This is a genomic window from Nonlabens sp. Asnod2-A12 (genome assembly GCF_045063745.1).
In the GTDB taxonomy this organism is placed as follows: domain Bacteria; phylum Bacteroidota; class Bacteroidia; order Flavobacteriales; family Flavobacteriaceae; genus Nonlabens; species Nonlabens xylanidelens.
The window spans coordinates 1412644-1430279 of the sequence record NZ_JBEFOB010000003.1 but is presented as its reverse complement, the minus strand read 5'-3'; the positions used below and the strand labels follow the sequence as shown (position 1 = coordinate 1430279).

Annotated in this window: 17 protein-coding genes; 10 read left to right on the top strand and 7 right to left on the bottom strand. The window is 35.6% G+C overall.

All coding sequences use genetic code 11. The annotated features are described in order from the left end of the window. Positions 1 to 10 precede the first annotated feature (10 nt). From ACJJVJ_RS06575 to ACJJVJ_RS06565, 3 genes are read right to left on the bottom strand one after another with little or no spacing between them, the layout of a single operon-like run. Positions 11 to 547 (bottom strand): DUF4136 domain-containing protein, encoded by a 537-nt coding sequence (locus ACJJVJ_RS06575; RefSeq protein WP_405369612.1) that lies wholly within the window; start codon positions 545 to 547, stop codon positions 11 to 13. Positions 548 to 607: 60 nt separating this feature from the next. Then, on the bottom strand, positions 608 to 2611 hold the full coding sequence (locus tag ACJJVJ_RS06570; RefSeq protein ID WP_405369611.1) for a urocanate hydratase: 2004 nt from the start codon (positions 2609 to 2611) through the stop codon (positions 608 to 610). 6 nt (positions 2612 to 2617) lie between these two features. Further along, the gene (locus ACJJVJ_RS06565) at positions 2618 to 2779 is read right to left on the bottom strand and encodes a DUF5522 domain-containing protein (RefSeq protein WP_170034585.1); all 162 of its coding nucleotides are present in this window, start codon (positions 2777 to 2779) and stop codon (positions 2618 to 2620) included. 118 nt (positions 2780 to 2897) lie between these two features. On the opposite strand from ACJJVJ_RS06565, the gene ACJJVJ_RS06560 reads away from it, so the two are divergent. The 4 genes from ACJJVJ_RS06560 to hemL are packed head-to-tail and all read left to right on the top strand — an operon-like array spanning position 2898 to position 6311. Further along, complete coding sequence (locus tag ACJJVJ_RS06560; RefSeq protein ID WP_405369610.1) at positions 2898 to 3239, top strand: hypothetical protein; 342 nt, start codon at positions 2898 to 2900, stop codon at positions 3237 to 3239. Beyond that, the gene (locus ACJJVJ_RS06555) at positions 3232 to 4179 is read left to right on the top strand and encodes a 1-aminocyclopropane-1-carboxylate deaminase/D-cysteine desulfhydrase (RefSeq protein ID WP_405369609.1); all 948 of its coding nucleotides are present in this window, start codon (positions 3232 to 3234) and stop codon (positions 4177 to 4179) included. The genes ACJJVJ_RS06560 and ACJJVJ_RS06555 overlap by 8 nt, the downstream gene beginning before the upstream one ends. After that, positions 4163 to 5005, top strand: coding sequence for a glucosaminidase domain-containing protein (locus tag ACJJVJ_RS06550; RefSeq protein WP_405369608.1), 843 nt, complete (start codon positions 4163 to 4165; stop codon positions 5003 to 5005). The genes ACJJVJ_RS06555 and ACJJVJ_RS06550 overlap by 17 nt, the downstream gene beginning before the upstream one ends. A gap of 13 nt (positions 5006 to 5018) precedes the next feature. Next, entirely contained in the window at positions 5019 to 6311 is a 1293-nt protein-coding gene (gene hemL, locus ACJJVJ_RS06545; protein WP_405369607.1) for a glutamate-1-semialdehyde 2,1-aminomutase, read from the top strand. A 79-nt stretch (positions 6312 to 6390) separates the two neighbouring features. Here the strand turns inward: hemL and ACJJVJ_RS06540 are convergent, their stop codons facing one another. The 4 genes from ACJJVJ_RS06540 to lysS form a co-directional block, all read right to left on the bottom strand. Then, a complete protein-coding gene (locus ACJJVJ_RS06540; protein WP_405369606.1) occupies positions 6391 to 6762 on the bottom strand; it encodes a hypothetical protein in 372 nt (123 codons plus the stop codon). Positions 6763 to 6893: 131 nt separating this feature from the next. Further along, positions 6894 to 7316: a hypothetical protein gene (locus ACJJVJ_RS06535; RefSeq protein WP_405369605.1), complete on the bottom strand. Its 423-nt coding sequence runs from the start codon at positions 7314 to 7316 to the stop codon at positions 6894 to 6896. 143 nt (positions 7317 to 7459) lie between these two features. Then, complete coding sequence (locus tag ACJJVJ_RS06530) at positions 7460 to 8026, bottom strand: OmpH family outer membrane protein (protein ID WP_405369604.1); 567 nt, start codon at positions 8024 to 8026, stop codon at positions 7460 to 7462. A gap of 213 nt (positions 8027 to 8239) precedes the next feature. Then, positions 8240 to 9931 (bottom strand): lysine--tRNA ligase, encoded by a 1692-nt coding sequence (lysS, locus tag ACJJVJ_RS06525; RefSeq protein WP_104515575.1) that lies wholly within the window; start codon positions 9929 to 9931, stop codon positions 8240 to 8242. A gap of 168 nt (positions 9932 to 10099) precedes the next feature. On the opposite strand from lysS, the gene ACJJVJ_RS06520 reads away from it, so the two are divergent. The 6 genes from ACJJVJ_RS06520 to ACJJVJ_RS06495 all read left to right on the top strand — a co-directional run bounded on the left by ACJJVJ_RS06520 (position 10100) and on the right by ACJJVJ_RS06495 (position 17623). Continuing rightward, positions 10100 to 10258 (top strand): YqaE/Pmp3 family membrane protein, encoded by a 159-nt coding sequence (locus ACJJVJ_RS06520; RefSeq protein WP_015362843.1) that lies wholly within the window; start codon positions 10100 to 10102, stop codon positions 10256 to 10258. A 52-nt stretch (positions 10259 to 10310) separates the two neighbouring features. Then, positions 10311 to 11006, top strand: a complete 696-nt coding sequence (lipB, locus tag ACJJVJ_RS06515; RefSeq protein ID WP_405369603.1) for a lipoyl(octanoyl) transferase LipB — start codon at positions 10311 to 10313, stop codon at positions 11004 to 11006. Positions 11007 to 11293: 287 nt separating this feature from the next. Further along, the gene (locus ACJJVJ_RS06510) at positions 11294 to 12499 is read left to right on the top strand and encodes a DUF4856 domain-containing protein (protein ID WP_405369602.1); all 1206 of its coding nucleotides are present in this window, start codon (positions 11294 to 11296) and stop codon (positions 12497 to 12499) included. Positions 12500 to 12649: 150 nt separating this feature from the next. Beyond that, positions 12650 to 13768 (top strand): imelysin family protein, encoded by a 1119-nt coding sequence (locus ACJJVJ_RS06505; protein ID WP_405369601.1) that lies wholly within the window; start codon positions 12650 to 12652, stop codon positions 13766 to 13768. 56 nt (positions 13769 to 13824) lie between these two features. Next, entirely contained in the window at positions 13825 to 15216 is a 1392-nt protein-coding gene (locus tag ACJJVJ_RS06500) for an HTTM domain-containing protein (RefSeq protein ID WP_405369600.1), read from the top strand. Beyond that, a complete protein-coding gene (locus ACJJVJ_RS06495) occupies positions 15197 to 17623 on the top strand; it encodes a TonB-dependent receptor domain-containing protein (RefSeq protein ID WP_405369599.1) in 2427 nt (808 codons plus the stop codon). The genes ACJJVJ_RS06500 and ACJJVJ_RS06495 overlap by 20 nt, the downstream gene beginning before the upstream one ends. The last annotated feature ends 13 nt before the right edge of the window (positions 17624 to 17636 follow it).

Below are 17636 nucleotides of genomic sequence, written 5' to 3'. Positions count from 1 at the left end.
TGGTTAACTATTAATTGCTAGGCATCGGTGGATACTGCGTTAAGATCTCTTTTACGATCTCGTTAGTACGTTCTACCTTTTCTTCTGGTGTAGATTTAAGAGGTGCTTTTCCTACACCTTGCCAGATAAGTTCCTTCTTTTTTGCATCGATTAAATCAATGTATAGAATACCTTCTGTTGTTCTATTAACGCTATTCCTGTTATTACCCCAGAAACCGCCGCCCCAGCCCCAACCGTAACCAAAGCCCCAGCCCCAGTTATTGTTGTAAACGTCTACACGTTCTTTTGAGTCGGTAAAAATGCTTACCATTATATCAGGGTTTTCAGACTTTACAAAACCTTTAGCTGCCATTTCTGTATCGATAGCTCTAAGAATACGTTTCTTATCCAGCTCAGATATCTTAGCCTCGTCTATTCCTTTTTTAAAGAAAGCATAGGTCTTGTAGTTATTGAATTCGGTTCCTATAGCATAGTCTTGAGAAACACGTACTGTTTGACAGCTTACTAATAATGTAATTACTGCGAGAAGAGTTAATACTTTTTTCATTGCTTTTGTTTTTTTTGCTTTCGCGAAAGCGGAACCTAAAACCACCTTCTTAAAAACGGATTAATTATTATCGATCAAATCATCACTTACCATATGTGGTATCGTGACTTGTAAAGCAGGATTTATTTCCATCGCTCTCTTAATAGCAAAAACAGCATTTTCATTACGCGCCCAGTTTCTGCGAGCAATACCATTATTTACATCCCAAAATAGCATAGATTCTAGCTTATCTTCTGATTCCTTAGTACCATCAATTACCATTCCAAAACCGCCATTCATAACTTCTCCCCAGCCCACGCCGCCGCCATTATGTATAGAGACCCATGTTGCGCCTCTAAAACTGTCACCTATAACGTTTTGTATAGCCATGTCTGCAGTAAATCTAGAGCCGTCATATATATTAGAAGTTTCTCTATATGGAGAATCAGTTCCAGATACATCGTGGTGGTCACGACCTAGAACTATAGGTCCTATATCGCCAGCTTCTATGGCTTTATTAAAGGCACGAGCAATTTCTATTCTACCTATTGCGTCTGCATATAAAATTCTAGCTTGTGACCCTACTACTAGTTTGTTCTCTTGTGCTCCTTTAATCCATTTTATATTATCCTGCATTTGCTGCTGGATGCGCTCTGGAGCCTCTTTTGACAATTGCTCTAATACCTGAGTCGCGATTTGATCTGTTTTCTTAAGATCTTCTGGATCATTTGATGCGCAAACCCATCTAAATGGACCAAAACCGTAGTCAAAACACATAGGTCCCATAATATCTTGCACATAAGAAGGATAACGGAACTCAGTGTCTGTTCCTTTTATATCAGCATCTGCGCGGCTAGATTCTAGCAAAAATGCATTACCGTAGTCAAAGAAATACGTTCCTTTTTCTGTGTGTTTATTAATCGCAGCTACATGTCTACGTAAAGATCTTTGAACCTCTTTTTTAAAGTTGTCTGGTTGATTGCTCATCATCTCGTTAGATTCTTCAAAAGTAAGATCTACTGGATAATAGCCGCCAGCCCATGGATTGTGCAAACTGGTCTGGTCACTACCTATCGATATGTGAATACCTGCATCGTAAAGCGCTTCCCAAACGTGAACTATATTTCCTTCAAAGGCTATCGATACGGTCTCTTTATCTTCTTGAGCTTTTTGTACGCGAGAGATTAAATCTGTTGTATTTTTAATAACCACATCTACCCAACCTTGTGAGTGTCTGGTGTGTACAGCTTTAGGATTCATCTCTGCACAAATAGTGATACAGCCAGCTATATTACCAGCTTTAGGTTGTGCACCGCTCATTCCACCTAATCCAGAAGTGACAAATATGTTACCAGTAGGTTCTTTTTTTATTTTTCTAAAAGCATTGAGCACCGTAATCGTTGTACCGTGAACGATACCTTGTGGCCCTATGTACATAAAAGAACCTGCTGTCATCTGTCCATACTGAGTAACACCTAGAGCGTTAAACTTTTCCCAGTCGTCTGGTTGTGAGTAATTAGGAATCATCATCCCGTTAGTTACCACACAACGTGGCGCCATTTTATGAGAAGGGAATAATCCCATAGGGTGACCAGAATACATAACCAGTGTTTGCTCGTCAGTCATCTGGCTTAGGTACTTCATGGTCAGTAAATATTGTGCCCAGTTAGAAAACACAGCACCATTACCACCATAAGTAATTAGTTCATGTGGATGTTGTGCTACGGCATGATCTAGGTTATTCTGTATCATAAGCATGATACCTGCTGCTTGCTGAGAATTTGCTGGATAGTCGGCAATATTTCTAGACTTGATTTTATATTTAGGCATGAAACGATACATATAAATACGACCGTACTTCTCTAACTCTTCTTTAAATTCTGGTAAAAGAATTTCATGATGTTTTGGGTCAAAATAACGCAGTGCGTTGCGCAATGCAAGTTTCTCTTCTTCAGCATTGAGTATTTTTTTACGTTTAGGGGCATGATTTACATTAGTATCATAAACGTGTGGTGCTGGTAGTTTTTCAGGAATTCCTGTTTGTATGCTTTCGCGAAAGCGTGCTATAGAAATATCTTCACTCATGAATTCTTAGTTTTGGCTGTTTGTCTTTTTATCGTATCCGTATGGGCAGTGACGGCAACCGCTCTCACAACAATAACCTCTTTTAAGATGGTATTGCTCTGTAAAACAGCGGTATCCTTCTGGTGTTAAGTAATAATCGCCTTCTTCTACGGGAATAATCTTCTTCATGCTATAAAAATACAATAGTTGCTAGAGATATAAGAATTGCAACGAGATTGGTTTTAAGTAAGAGTAAATGATTTCTTGGGATTTACGATAGCACAAGCTAATTCAATAACTTTGCGATATGATTCCTTTAAAATCAAAATACCTTAAAAAATATAGCGGCATGACGCTGTGGCCTTTTTTACTAGTAAGTAATAAAAGTAAATTGACGGATGCTGTTTTTATGAATCATGAGAACATTCACGCCGTTCAACAAAAGGAATTATTAGTCGTATTTTTTTATTTATGGTATGGTCTCGATTACCTATTTAATCTCATGCGATATATGAACCATCATAAGGCTTATAGAAACATAGTGTTTGAAAGAGAGGCATATTTAAATGAAAGTAATTTAGATTATTTAAAAGAGAGAAAGCTGTTTTCCTTTTTTAAATTCTATGGTAAAAAGTATGCGCATGAATAGACTTTTTAAATCTCAAAATTCCGTTATTGAGAAGTTTAAATCTTATCGAGATCTAGACATAGAGATGGACATGAAGAGAGACGATTTATTACATAAAGAAGTGTCTGGTAATAAGTTGCGTAAATTAAAATACAATCTTCTCACAGCGCAAGAATTAGGACATGATACCGTACTCACTTATGGCGGTGCTTTTTCTAACCATATAGCGGCTACTGCAGCTGCAGGTAAATTATTGGGAATTAAAACTATAGGTGTTATACGTGGTGAAGAGTTAGGAGCAGACCTCAATAAAACACTTGCTGGAAATGCTACTTTAAGACAAGCGCATGTAGATGGAATGAAATTTCATTTTGTCACGCGTGAGCAATACAGAGATAAAGAAACAGATTTGTTTCTGGAAGAAATGAAGGTCTTATTCGGTAATTTTTACAACATTCCAGAAGGTGGTACTAATGAGCTTGCTGTAAAAGGAACACAAGAGATTCTTACAGAAAGTGATAAAGAGAATTATGATATCATTTGTGTTGCTGCAGGAACTGGTGGTACAGCTGCTGGAATCATAAACAGTGCTGCGCCGCATCAAAAAGTGATGGTATTCTCTGCCTTAAAGGGAGATTTTATGCGATCTGAAATTGAAAGGTATACCCATGGAAAAGAATTTGAGGTGATTGATGAAACAGCTTTTGGTGGTTATGCAAAGTCAGATGATCGATTGATTGATTATATGAATATCCGCTTTCGCGAAAGCGGAATACCACTAGAACCTATTTATACCGCAAAAATGATGTACGGCATAGAACAAATGGTGGAGAGTAGCGTTATCAATGGGAAAACTCGTATTTTAGCCATTCATACTGGTGGTTTACAATCTATCACTGGATATAACAAAGTGTTAGAAAAAAAACGACGTCTTAAGATAAGCTATGAAAACCAACTATAGACTACTTTGCTCTTTAATGGTAGCAGGAATGCTGCTTACCTCATGTGGATCAAAAAAGAGTGTAAGAACAACAAAGCCCAAAACTACAACATCAAGCACCGCTGATAAAACAACACCAGTAGTTGTTACAGATGATGAAGATAAAGTAACTACTACCACAAGCCCACGTAGTAAAGATAAAGTCGCTAACTACATAGACGATTTTAAGGATATCGCAATGAAGGAAATGAAACTTTATAAAATACCTGCTAGTATTACACTAGCGCAAGGAGTATTAGAAAGTGGCTCTGGAAACGGTAGACTAGCTGTAGAGGCAAATAATCACTTCGGTATCAAATGCCATACGGGCTGGACTGGTGGTCGCATCTATCACGATGATGATGAAGATCAAGAATGTTTCCGTACGTATAACGATGCGAGTTATTCTTATCGCGATCACTCCTTATTTTTAAAAGACCGTAAAAGATATGCAGGTCTTTTTGAACTAGATCAAGACGATTATAAAGGCTGGGCTAGAGGTTTAAGAAAAGCAGGTTATGCTACAGATAAGAGGTATCCTCAAAAATTAATAAGTCTTATCGAGAGATATGAATTGTATCAATATGATAATATTGCTTTAGGTAAAGCTGTAGATGAGAAGCCTAGAGTTATAGAAGAGGTAAAAGAAAACAATACATCTGGATTTACAAAGCAACATGTAGTTGTTAAAGGAGATACCTTATACAGCGTGTCTAAGAGGTACAATACAACTGTTGATAAGCTTAAAAAACTTAATAAATTAAAAACTAACGTATTAAGTGTAGGTCAGGTACTTATCGTTAAATAATTATACATTTTTCATGTCATTTATATATCAAAGAAGTAGTGCGCTTTTTCAAGAAGCAAAAAAATATATTCCAGGTGGAGTCAACTCTCCAGTGCGTGCGTTTAATGCGGTAGGTGGAGACCCTGTATTTGTAGAGCGTGCAAAAGGTGCGTATTTACAAACAGAAGATGGACACCAGATTATAGACTACATCGCATCATGGGGACCTATGATTTTGGGTCACGCTTTTGAACCAGTTGTTGAGGCAGTAATTAAAGCTACAGAAAAAGGTACTTCTTATGGAATGCCTACTGCTATTGAGACTGAAATAGCAAAGCTAGCCGTATCTATGGCGCCTAATGTAGACCAGATAAGAATGGTTAACTCTGGTACAGAGGCTTGTATGAGTGCTGTGCGACTGGCACGTGGTTATACTGGTCGTGATAAGATTATAAAATTTGCAGGTTGCTATCATGGACATAGTGATTCTTTCTTGATACAAGCTGGTAGTGGTGCGGTAACCTTCGGTAGTCCTAACAGTCCTGGTGTTACTCAAGGAACTGCAAAAGATACATTACTTGCAGATTATAATAACTTAGAGCAAGTTGCAGATATATTTAAGCAAAATAAAGGTGAAATAGCCTGTGTGATTATCGAGCCTATTGCAGGTAACATGGGTTGTGTATTACCACAAGATGGTTTCTTAGAAGGTATAAGGTCTTTATGTGACGAACATGGAGCATTATTTGTTTTTGATGAGGTAATGACTGGTTTTAGGCTAGCTCGTGGTGGCGCTCAAGAAGTTACTGGTGTAAAAGCAGATATTGTTACTTATGGTAAAGTGATAGGTGGTGGTTTACCAGTAGGAGCATTTGCAGCGCGTCAAGAAATTATGAATCATCTAGCACCATTAGGTCCAGTTTATCAAGCAGGTACTTTAAGTGGTAATCCGCTAGCGATGAGTGCTGGTCTTGCGATGCTGACTCATTTAAATAACAATCCTAGTGTATATGATAATCTAGCTGCAAAGACAGAATATTTGCACAAAGGAATTGATACCGTACTTTCTGAAAAAGGAATGGATTATAAAATTAACCGCATAGGTTCTATGATGTCTGTTCATTTTACAGATCGAGAAGTAATAGATTTTGCAAGTGCTGCAACAGGTAATAATGAATGGTTCAAGAAATTTTTCCATGGATTACTAGACCGCGGTATTTATTTGCCTCCTAGTGCTTTTGAATCTTACTTCTTAAATGATGCATTGAGTTATGAAGATCTAGATAAGACTATACAAGCGACTAAGGAAGTAGTTGCTAGCTGGTAAACATTAGATTTAAACGTTATCAGATATAAAAAAACCGCTCTTTTCAAGAGCGGTTTTTTTTATGCTTATAAAATAGCAACTATTTAGGGCTTACTTTACTTTGTAGTAAATTGTATTTAGAATCACCTAAAAGTTGTTTTAATTGTGTTTGATACGCATTCATGATGTCGTTTTTTCTCCCTTGAGTATCGGTAGCATCTTTTCCTTCACGAGCAAGGCGATCTAGTCTACTTTCTTTAGTAGTGACTATTTCACTCAGTTGACTGCGTTTATCACTTTCTAAATTAGTAATATCCATAATCTTATCAACTTTAGCATCCATTTTAGAATTAAAATCTTGGACTCTAGCAGTAGTTTTTCTACTTAATTCTTGTTGTGCTGGGCTTATTTCTTGTTGTGCAAACGTCACAGAACTGGCAAGAACAGCCGCAATAAATAATACTTTTTTCATGATGGGTGTTTTCTAGTTTCTAAAAATAAGAATTTATTTGGATAATAAAATAAAAAGCTGGACTCAATTAAGAATCCAGCTTTAGTAAAAAGGGAAAGTAATACGTTGTTAGTTAATTACTTTAAGATTGACTAGTTACGATTTCCTCTTTTTTCATCTTGTCCTTTTCTGTGCTTGCCACCTCTTTTTTTTCCTTTAGATCGCTTTGCTATCATCTTTTCCCATTTAGCATATTGATCAGCATTAAGAATGCTTTTCATTTCACGTTTCATGGCAATCTTTTTTTCAAGAGCAGCTTCAGACTTTGTAAACCTTTGTTCTTCAGTAAGTTTTTCTCTGTCTTCTCTTTTCATTTTATTAGACTTGCGATCTTTCGCTTCTACTAATAATAATTTTTCAACTTGAGATTGTTGTTTAGAGTCTAGGTCTAAAACTAGAGTCATTTTCTTAGATTGTATAGAAGCAATTTGCTCTGGAGTACGATCTTTTTTTCCGTTGTTAGCTTGTGTAATTCCTACACTTAAAATAGCTAATAAAAACAATATCTTTTTCATGTGTTTATGTTTTAATGTTACAATTCTATGACATGATATTTTCAATAAGGTTTAATGAAAGCACAAAAAAAAGTCATGCACTGGGCATGACTTTATAATTTAAACAATATGTAAACTGTTGATAATGATCAGTTTTGATCAGGTTAATCAGTTTTTGTTGATGTCTCAGAACTTGTCGTTTTTGAATCACCTTCACTGTTATAAGCTTTATTTAATTCTGTGATTACGGTTTCAGTAATATCACTAGCTTTATTTCCATAAACTAATCCGCCAGAGTTATTTTTACCGAATACAAAAGAGTAATTGTTCTTTTTTGCATGAGATGCAATAAACTCTTCTACATGAGTATTTAGTTCTTTTAAATCTTTGTCTAGTTGCTCTTGCATACTTTGCTCTTGAGCCTTCATTTGAGACTCTACCATTTGCCATTTTTGACTAAATGCTACTATCTCAGGATTGTTTTGTTGCTGCTGCTGGCTTAGTCTACTAAATTTTGCCTGCATAGGTGCTGCTTCCATTTGGTAAGCCATTCCTAGACTATCTGTCTTCTTTTTAAAATCTTCTTGTTTCTTTATTATTACTGCTTCAAGGTCAATTTTTTCTTGATATTCTTCATAAACTTTTTCACTGTCTACAAATGCTATTTTTTGAGATTCTTGACAAGATGCTGCGCCTATTAAAATAACTGCTAGGGCGATAAATTTTTTCATTTGTGGTTTTTTAAATTTTGCCAAATGTATTCATATTAATTATCTAAAACAACGTCATGGATCATGATCAAGTGTATTTTATTAAAAGCTTCAAAAAACTTATTTAAGAAGTCTTTTTAGAATTAAATATAATTTGAGAGCTTCTGAAAAAAAATCAAAAAAAAACCTGCTGATTTATTTAAATCAGCAGGTTTTAAATGGAGTAGTGAAGTTTTAAACTACTTCTACAAAAAGTCCGTCTTCAGTTTTAGAAACCTTTGCGACTTTTTTACCTGTAAGTCCTTTAATAGATTTGTCCCATTTCTTACCGCTTAAACCAGCTTGATCTTTAAGAGCAGCTAGCTCAATTTTACCAGACTTAGAAAGTAGTTCAAAAACGTGTTTTTCATCTTCGTTAAGCTCTACACTTGTTGTGTTTTCTGGCTTCATTTGAGGGAAGAAAAGTACTTCTTGTATAGAAGGGTTGTTTGTAAGATACATGATCAAACGGTCCATACCTATTCCTAACCCTGAGGTAGGAGGCATTCCATATTCTAGAGCTCTCAAGAAATCTTGATCTATAAACATAGCCTCGTCATCACCACGATCTGCTAGTTTTAATTGTGCTTCAAAACGTTCTCTTTGATCTATAGGGTCGTTTAATTCAGAATAAGCGTTTGCTATTTCTTTACCACAAACCATTAATTCAAAACGCTCTGTTAATTCAGGATTATCACGATGTTGCTTACACAACGGTGACATTTCTTTAGGATAGTCTGTGATAAAAGTAGGTTGTATGTACTGTCCTTCACATTTTTCTCCAAAAATCTCATCGATAAGCTTTCCTTTACCCATGGTTGCATCTACTTCTATTCCTTCCGCTTTCGCGAAAGCGAACAACTCTTCTTCACTTTTTCCATGGATATCAAACCCAGTAAAATCAATGATAGACTGGCGCATGGTTACTCTAGGGTAAGGCGCTTTCCATTCTATAGTATGCTCACCAAATTGGCTCGTCGTTGCCCCATTTACTTTTACAGCACAGTTTTCTAATAACTTTTCTGTAAAATCCATCATCCAGTTGTAGTCTTTATAGGCTACATAGATTTCCATGGCAGTAAATTCTGGATTGTGTGTACGATCCATTCCTTCATTACGGAAGTTTTTACTGAATTCATAAACACCATCAAAACCACCTACTATAAGTCTCTTTAAATACAGCTCATTTGCGATACGCATATAAAGAGGCATGTCTAGAGAGTTGTGGTGTGTTATAAATGGACGTGCAGATGCTCCACCTGGAATAGGTTGTAAAATAGGAGTCTCTACTTCAAAATATTCGCGGTCGTTAAAGAACGATCGCATAGCATTAAAAAGTTTAGTTCTTTTAATAAAAACCTCTTTAACGTGTGGGTTTACGGCAAGGTCAGCATAGCGCTGTCTGTAACGCATTTCAGGATCATTAAACTCGTCATAAGTCTTTCCTTCAGCATCTGTTTTAGGTAGTGGTAATGGTTTTAAAGATTTACTTAATAAAGTATATTCTTTAATATTAACCGTAATCTCACCTACTTGTGTTTTAAAAAGCTCTCCTTTAATACCTATAAAATCTCCTAGGTCCAGTAACTTTTTAAACACGTCATTATACATAGATTTATCATCACCAGGACATATCTCGTCGCGGTTAAAATATACTTGAATACGACCGTCTGCATCTTGAATCTCACCAAAAGAGGCTTTCCCTTGAATCTTCTTACGCATTAATCGACCAGCGATTACTACCTGTTTACCTTCCTGGAAATCGGCTTTAATCTTTTTAGACGTATTATCTACTGGATAAAGTGCCGCTGGATAAGGATCTATTCCCATCTCGCGCAGCTTGCCGAGTTTCTCACGGCGTACGATTTCTTGTTCAGAAAGTTGCATAATGTTTATTTGAATTAAGCTTGCAAAGATAACTTGGTATAACCGTGTAACAAAATAGAATTCTGTAAGTCTTTTATATAGGCAGCTCTTATTAACACGACTTTTTGATAATTTGCTAGACGTTAATATGTACATGGTTGCTTACCATTAATTAAAAGACTTTAAAGTATGAGTATTTGGCGCGTTATTTTGGCCATCATTTTTCCACCACTAGCCGTTATAGGTAAAGGCTGCGGTTCTATAATTATAGTATTCTTGTTGACACTACTAGGTTGGATTCCTGGAGTAATTGCGGCATTGATTATTTTGAATAATCCTGATAGGTAAATACTATCTCTTACTATAAGGTAAACTGATTACTTACTTTTACCTTTGCAACATGAATAAGAAAGTAAATTTTCAAGATCTAGGACGCAAGGATTATAAAGAAACTTGGGACTACCAGGAGCAACTATTTAAAGATATTCTCGATACTAAAATCAAGAATAGGAGAGAAGACGCTGGTCTAGAGACTCAAAATCATTTACTATTTGTAGAGCATGACCATGTGTATACATTAGGTAAAAGTGGCGACTTAGAAAATCTACTAGCAAACGAGGGTTTACTTAAAAATATAGGAGCGACCTTTTATAAAATTAATCGTGGTGGTGATATTACCTATCATGGACCTGGACAGATTACAGGTTACCCTATTCTCGATCTAGATAATTTCTTTACCGACATCCATAAATATCTGCGCTTTTTAGAAGAGGTATTTATTAAAATCCTAGCCGATTACGGACTTAAAGGAGAACGCAGCGATGGTGAGACAGGTGTATGGCTAGACGTAGCAACTCCATTTGCACGCAAAATTTGTGCACTAGGTGTAAGGGCTAGTCGCTGGGTTACCATGCATGGCTTTGCATTTAATGTAAATACTAATTTGGGTTACTTTGATCACATCATTCCTTGTGGTATAGAAGATAAGGCGGTTACGTCTCTTGCTGCAGAACTTAAAAGGGAGGTTGACATGGAAGAGGTGAAGGCTAAAATTCAACAATACTTTGTAGAGCTTTTTGAAGCAGAGTTAGTTTAAGAGAGTTATTTTTTTGATCATTCCGCTTTCGCGAAAGCGAGAACACATATATATCATACAAATTTTTTATCTATCAATTTATTACTACCTGTTTAGTAATAAGGTTTTTATGTGTTTATTTTATTCTATTTAGAATCATTCTATATGTTTTATCAATAGTACGGATGCTTATTATAAGTAATAACAATTGATAAAAGAATCACTTATGTTTATTTAATCTAAATAAGGGTTTTATCTTTGCGCTCGCAAACAAGTAATTATTTATATCAAGTCTAAATAAACCTAAAATGAGAATTACCAAAATATCTATTTTATCTATCGCAGCTATTACAGCTACATTATTCACATCTTGTGATAGTGATGATGACGTGGCAACTATCGCTGTTGAAACTCCTGCAACTTATTCTTTCCAAAGAAATAGTGCTACAACGGTAAGTTATTCTGGACAGTCTACGAGAATCGCAATGGCCGAAGAAATTAAGTCTGGTTTTAAAAATACAGCACTTACAGAAACACAATTAGATAATATGTTTGCTCATATAGAAGGAGCAAGTGATTTTACTGATGCAGATTTAAACGCATCTGATAAAAGTGTACGTAGTAAAGTAGCAGCGAGTGCAGATTTTTTCTCTGCAAACACAACGGTTGCAGCAGCTATCAAAGCAGATTTTGATGGTTTTATCTCTTCTCAAGTAAACGATGTATTTCCAGTATGGAATTCTAATGCTTCAGCAGGTGTTGCAGGACAGATTCAACAAGCTGGTGGTGGTACAGTAAGATATGTAAATGCAAAAGGTCTAGAATATGATCAAGCGTTTGCCAAAGGTCTTCTAGGTGCACTAATGACAGATCAAATTCTTAATAACTACTTAAGTCCAGCTGTTCTTGATGCAGGAGATAATAGAGTTGATAATGATAACGCTGTTCTTGAATCTGGTAAGAACTATACTACTATGGAGCATAAGTGGGACGAGGCTTTTGGTTACCTATACGGTGCTGAGGCAGATGCTACTGCACCAGTTTTAGATCAAGATAGCTTTTTAAGTGAATATCTAGACCGTGTAGAAGGTGATAGCGACTTTACTGGTATTGCTGCAACTATATATGACGCTTTTAAATTAGGTCGTGCTGCGATAGTAGAAGGTGATTATGATTTAAGAGATGAGCAAGCAAATATTATTAAAGAAAATATATCAATGATACCAGCAGTAAGAGCTGTGTTTTATCTTCAAAGTGGTAAAGGAAACTTAACAGCAGATCCTGCAAGAGCATTCCATGCACTTTCTGAGGCTTATGGTTTCATATACAGTTTACAGTTTACTAGACAGCCTGGTACTACTCAACCTTACTTCACAAAAACTGAAGTAGATGCTTACCTAGCAGAATTAATGACTGGTAACGGTTTCTGGGATGTAGATACAGCAACTCTAGACAGAATCTCTGATGAGATTTCTGCAAGATTTACTTTTACTACTGCACAAGCAGCAGACTAAAAGTCATAATTAGCCAATGAAAAATTTCAAAATTGCCCTCGGGCAGTTTTGAAATTTTTCTGGATTAAAAGATTAACATTAAGTTGGTGTTGTTAATGAGTCACATTCCCGACTACCATCTTAAATTTGCAAACTTTTTAAAATTAAAAAATGAAGTTAAGAAACTTAGTATTAGTACTTTTTGCAGCGATCGCGATAGGATCATGTAGTGAGTCTGAAGATGATGGAGTAACAACTACAGACAGCTTTGATAGAAGAGCTTTGCTAGAAAATGCGGCAGATAATATTATTATCCCAGCATTACAAGATTTAAGTGACGACTTGAATTCGCTTAAAATTTCTAAAGATCTTTTTATCGCAACGCCTAACCAGGCAAACCTAGATGATTTAAGAGAAGAGTGGTTAGATGCTTATATGACATGGCAATATGTAGAAATGTTTAACATAGGTAGAGCAGAGGAGATTTTATATTCTTTCCAGATGAATATCTATCCTACCAATGTGACTGATATTCAAAACAATGTTGCTAGTGCATCTTATGATTTAACAAGTCCTAATAATAATGACGCAGTAGGTTTTCCTGCAGTAGACTATTTACTATATGGAGTTGCAACAGACGACCTTAGTATTTTAGATACCTACACAAATAATACAAATGCTCAAGGATATAAAGATTACTTAAGTGATGTTATTGATCAAATGGATGCCTTAACCACTACAGTTTTAAATGACTGGACAGGTTCTTATAGAGATATATTTGTTAATAGTACAGGAAATACGGTAACTAGTTCAGTAAATTTATTGATAAATGACTTTATCTTTTATTACGAAAAAGGGCTGAGAGCTAATAAAGTAGGTATACCAGCAGGTGTATTTTCTACAACACCTCTAGCAGATAGAGTAGAAGGTTTTTACAGTGAAGAATTTTCTAAAGAGCTTGCTCTAGAAGGTTTACAAGCGGTAGATGATTTCTTTAATGGTAGAGCTTATGATGGATCAACTACAGGACCTAGTTATGCTAGTTATGTAACAGAGTTGAGAACCAATAGCGGTACTTCAGACCTTACAACTGCTATAAATAACCAACTAGCAGCAGCAAGAGCACAAATGAATGTACTGGATGATAATTTTGCAAATCAAGTAAATACAGATAACACATTAATGACTAGAACTTATGACGAGTTGCAAGTTGCTACTGTTTTATTTAAAATAGATATGTTACAAACACTAAATATAAGAGTTGACTTTGTAGATGCAGACGGTGACTAATCGATAACTAATATTTAAAAAAGGTTGCCCATCTTTGTGGCAACCTTTTTTTTGGAATGAAATCAAAAATTCATACATATTTAAATAGGACAACATCTGCGGCGCCACTGGCGGTTTTCCGTATTGGTTTTGGTGTCATGATGTTATATAGTATTATAAGATTTGCAGCTCACGGCTGGATCAATACCTTATATATAGAACCACAATTTCATTTTAGTTATTATGGGTTCAGTTGGGTGCAGCCTCTAGGTAATGCGACCTATTTGATTTTTGCACTTTGTGGACTGGCAGCATTATTTGTAGCCTTAGGTTATAAGTATCGCATATCTATGCTGGTGTTTTTTCTTAGTTTTACCTACATCGAGTTGATGGATAAAACTACCTATCTCAACCATTATTACTTTATAAGTGCATTAAGTTTCTTACTGCTTTTTTTACCAGCAGCACGTTATTTTTCCATAGATACTTTAGGTAATACTGTTGCAAAGGATGAAAATAAACAAACTCCTCAAATCCCTAAATGGACTATAGATAGTATAAAAATTCTTTTAGGAGTAGTTTATTTCTATGCAGGTCTGGCCAAATTAAATAGCGACTGGCTTATAAAAGCCATGCCGTTAAAAATATGGTTGCCTTCTAAATATGACATACCGCTATTAGGAAACCTCATGGAACAAGAATGGGTGCATTATGCCTTCAGCTGGTCTGGAATGTTGTACGATCTATTTATACCATTTTTACTTTTATATAAAAGAACAAGAGTTGTCGCATTTGCAGCCGTGGTGATTTTTCATGTGTTGACGCGTGTTTTATTTCCTATCGGTATGTTCCCATTTGTAATGATAGTAAGCGCACTTATCTTTTTTGATTCTGGACTGCATGAAAGAATCATTAGTTATATAAGAAGACTGTTGTTGCCATTAAAGAGGTTTTTTATTCCGCTTTCGCGAAAGCGAGTACCCAAAAAAGCAATGGAACTTAAATACAAGCGATTCATTTTACCAGTTTTAGGAGTTTTCTTTGCTTTACAATTACTATTGCCCTGGCGTTATCTAGCCTATCCAGGAGAGTTATTCTGGACAGAAGAAGGATACAGATTTTCATGGCGCGTCATGCTTATGGAAAAAATGGGAAGCGCTCAGTTTAAAATAGTTGATGAAGATGGGAAGTCATTTTATGTACAAAACAGCGACTTCTTAACTCCATTTCAAGAAAAGCAAATGAGTTATCAGCCAGACTTTATTTTACAGTACGCTCACTTTTTAGGAGATCATTTTACAAAACAAGGTCATAAGAACGTGGCAGTTTATGTGGATAGTTATGTAGCTCTTAATGGAAGATTAAGCCAGCCGTACGTAGATAAAGCGGTAAATTTGTACGCGATTAAAGAATCATTCCAGCATAAAAGCTGGATTTTACCATTCAACGATGAGATTAAAGGATTATAGTTTTATAATAATAGCTCTATTAGTGAGCTGCAGTGCGATAGCACAATTTCAAATATCTGGAAAAGTAACCGATGCTGTAACAGGCGTCGCTATCAACGATGTGGATATTTATGATAAAGATGCTGGTGTACTCGCTACCACAGACGCAAGTGGTAATTACCGTTTTGAGACTAAAAAAACGGCTCTTACTCTCGTTTTCTTTACTTATGAATATGATGTGTTAGAAACCACTCTTTCTATATCTAGCGATGCTGTTCATAATTTTAAATTAAAGGAACTATCTGAACAATTAACGGCTATAGAAATAACGGCTAGAAAGGAAAAAATATTCCAGATAGAACGTTTAAAAGATGTAGAAGGAACGGCTATTTATGCCGGTAAAAAGACAGAAGTTGTCCTTATAGAAAACTCTACGGCAAACCTAGCCACTAACAATGCGAGACAAATTTACAATCAAGTTGCTGGGCTTAATATTTATCAAAATGACGATGCAGGTTTACAGCTTAATATAGGTGGCCGTGGACTAGATCCTAATAGAACTGCAAATTTTAACACACGCCAGAATGGTTATGACATCAGTGCAGATGTTTTAGGTTATCCAGAAAGTTATTATGCACCACCTACTGAGGCTTTAAATAGCATACAAATTATACGTGGAGCAGCTTCTTTACAGTATGGAACACAATTCGGTGGGTTAGTAAACTTTGTTATTAAAAAGCCTAATGCTACTCAACCTATTGAGTTAATTACTCGCAATACGGTAGGTAGTAATGGACTGTATACTAATTTCACAAGTCTTAGTGGTACATCTGGTAAATGGAGTTATTATACCTTTTTTAATTATAAGCGTGGTGATGGTTTTAGACCTAATTCTGGTTTTGAATCAAAGAATGCTTATGCTCATGTAGGTTACCAGTTTAATAAGAAAACTAAAGTAACTGCCGAGGTTACTTACCTGAATTACCTGGCGCAACAGGCTGGTGGTTTAAATGATAATCAGTTTCAAGAAGATCCTTTTCAAAGTAATAGAGAGCGCAACTGGTTTGAAGTAGACTGGTTACTGTATAACGTTACTTTTTCTCATGATTTTTCTGAGGATACTAAATTTACTTTTAGTGCCTTTGGACTCGATGCACAAAGAAATGCTTTAGGTTTTAGAACCAATAGAGTAGATCAAGTAGATCCAGGAACAGAGCGTGATTTAATAAAAGGAGAGTTCAACAACTTTGGTGCAGAGGCTCGTTTCTTAAGTAATTATGAGCTAGCTGGTAAAAAATCAATTTTCTTGATAGGTTCTAAATTCTATAAAGCAGATAATACGAGCCAGCAAGGTCCAGGAAGTGATGGTAGTGATGCAAACTTTGATTTTCAAACTGAAGAATTTCCTAATTATCCCAATCAAAATGAATTTGTATACCCTAATTTAAATGTTTCTCTTTTTGGTGAGAATATCATTTACCTGAATGATAAACTATCCATTACTCCTGGTTTTAGACTGGAATATATAAAAACAGAAAGTGATGGTTTTTCGAGAGAAATAAGAACAGACGCTGCTGGAAATGTCATTTTTAATGAACGTGTAGATGAGAATCGTGTCAATGATAGAACATTTGTATTACTAGGTTTAGGGTCTAGTTATAAAGCAAATAAATCTTTAGAGTTTTATGGAAACATATCTCAAAACTATCGATCTGTTACTTATACAGATATAAGCACAGCAAATCCAGCTTTTGAGATCAATCCAGATATTGATGATGAAAAAGGTTTTACAGCAGATGTAGGTGCTCGCGGTAATTTTAATGATTTTGTATCCTATGACGCGAGTGTATTTGCACTAGTATATCAAGATCGTATAGGTTTTAGACAGATCGTGTCTGACGGTCGTGTAAAAAGTGAGAGAGGTAATGTAGGTGACGCTTTTATCTATGGACTAGAGAGTCTGGTAGATTTTAATTTGAATAAATTGCTTATTAATGATACAGACTATGTGTTTAATCTGTTTTTTAACACATCTGTTTTAAGTTCTGAATACACCAGTTCTGAAGAGAATGGGGTAGAAGGTAATAAGGTAGAATTTATACCAGAATTTAATTTTAAGACAGGTTTAAAATTTGGTTATAAGAACTTTCTGGCTAGCCTTCAATACTCTTATCTATCAGAGCAATTTACAGATGCTACAAATGCTGTAGACGGTAATTTAAGTGGTGTAATAGGTTCTATACCATCTTATGATATCATGGATTTTTCTACCTCTTATAAGTTTAATAAGCGATTTAAGTTAGAGGCCGGAATCAATAATGTGCTCGATAACGCTTACTTCACAAGAAGAGCAACTGGTTATCCAGGACCAGGAATCATACCGTCGCCTAACCGTAATTATTACATGACGCTAGAGATAAAAATCTAGGTATTTAAAAGTT

Coding starts and splice junctions, on each gene's coding strand:
- lipB (WP_405369603.1), top strand. CDS start 10,311: ATGAATAAGAAAGTAAATTTTCAAGATCTAGGACGCAAGGATTATAAA.
- ACJJVJ_RS06565 (WP_170034585.1), bottom strand. CDS start 2,779: ATGAAGAAGATTATTCCCGTAGAAGAAGGCGATTATTACTTAACACCA.
- ACJJVJ_RS06555 (WP_405369609.1), top strand. CDS start 3,232: ATGAATAGACTTTTTAAATCTCAAAATTCCGTTATTGAGAAGTTTAAA.
- ACJJVJ_RS06570 (WP_405369611.1), bottom strand. CDS start 2,611: ATGAGTGAAGATATTTCTATAGCACGCTTTCGCGAAAGCATACAAACA.
- hemL (WP_405369607.1), top strand. CDS start 5,019: ATGTCATTTATATATCAAAGAAGTAGTGCGCTTTTTCAAGAAGCAAAA.
- ACJJVJ_RS06500 (WP_405369600.1), top strand. CDS start 13,825: ATGAAATCAAAAATTCATACATATTTAAATAGGACAACATCTGCGGCG.
- ACJJVJ_RS06495 (WP_405369599.1), top strand. CDS start 15,197: ATGAGATTAAAGGATTATAGTTTTATAATAATAGCTCTATTAGTGAGC.
- ACJJVJ_RS06505 (WP_405369601.1), top strand. CDS start 12,650: ATGAAGTTAAGAAACTTAGTATTAGTACTTTTTGCAGCGATCGCGATA.
- ACJJVJ_RS06520 (WP_015362843.1), top strand. CDS start 10,100: ATGAGTATTTGGCGCGTTATTTTGGCCATCATTTTTCCACCACTAGCC.
- lysS (WP_104515575.1), bottom strand. CDS start 9,931: ATGCAACTTTCTGAACAAGAAATCGTACGCCGTGAGAAACTCGGCAAG.
- ACJJVJ_RS06540 (WP_405369606.1), bottom strand. CDS start 6,762: ATGAAAAAAGTATTATTTATTGCGGCTGTTCTTGCCAGTTCTGTGACG.
- ACJJVJ_RS06575 (WP_405369612.1), bottom strand. CDS start 547: ATGAAAAAAGTATTAACTCTTCTCGCAGTAATTACATTATTAGTAAGC.
- ACJJVJ_RS06535 (WP_405369605.1), bottom strand. CDS start 7,316: ATGAAAAAGATATTGTTTTTATTAGCTATTTTAAGTGTAGGAATTACA.
- ACJJVJ_RS06510 (WP_405369602.1), top strand. CDS start 11,294: ATGAGAATTACCAAAATATCTATTTTATCTATCGCAGCTATTACAGCT.
- ACJJVJ_RS06550 (WP_405369608.1), top strand. CDS start 4,163: ATGAAAACCAACTATAGACTACTTTGCTCTTTAATGGTAGCAGGAATG.
- ACJJVJ_RS06530 (WP_405369604.1), bottom strand. CDS start 8,026: ATGAAAAAATTTATCGCCCTAGCAGTTATTTTAATAGGCGCAGCATCT.
- ACJJVJ_RS06560 (WP_405369610.1), top strand. CDS start 2,898: ATGATTCCTTTAAAATCAAAATACCTTAAAAAATATAGCGGCATGACG.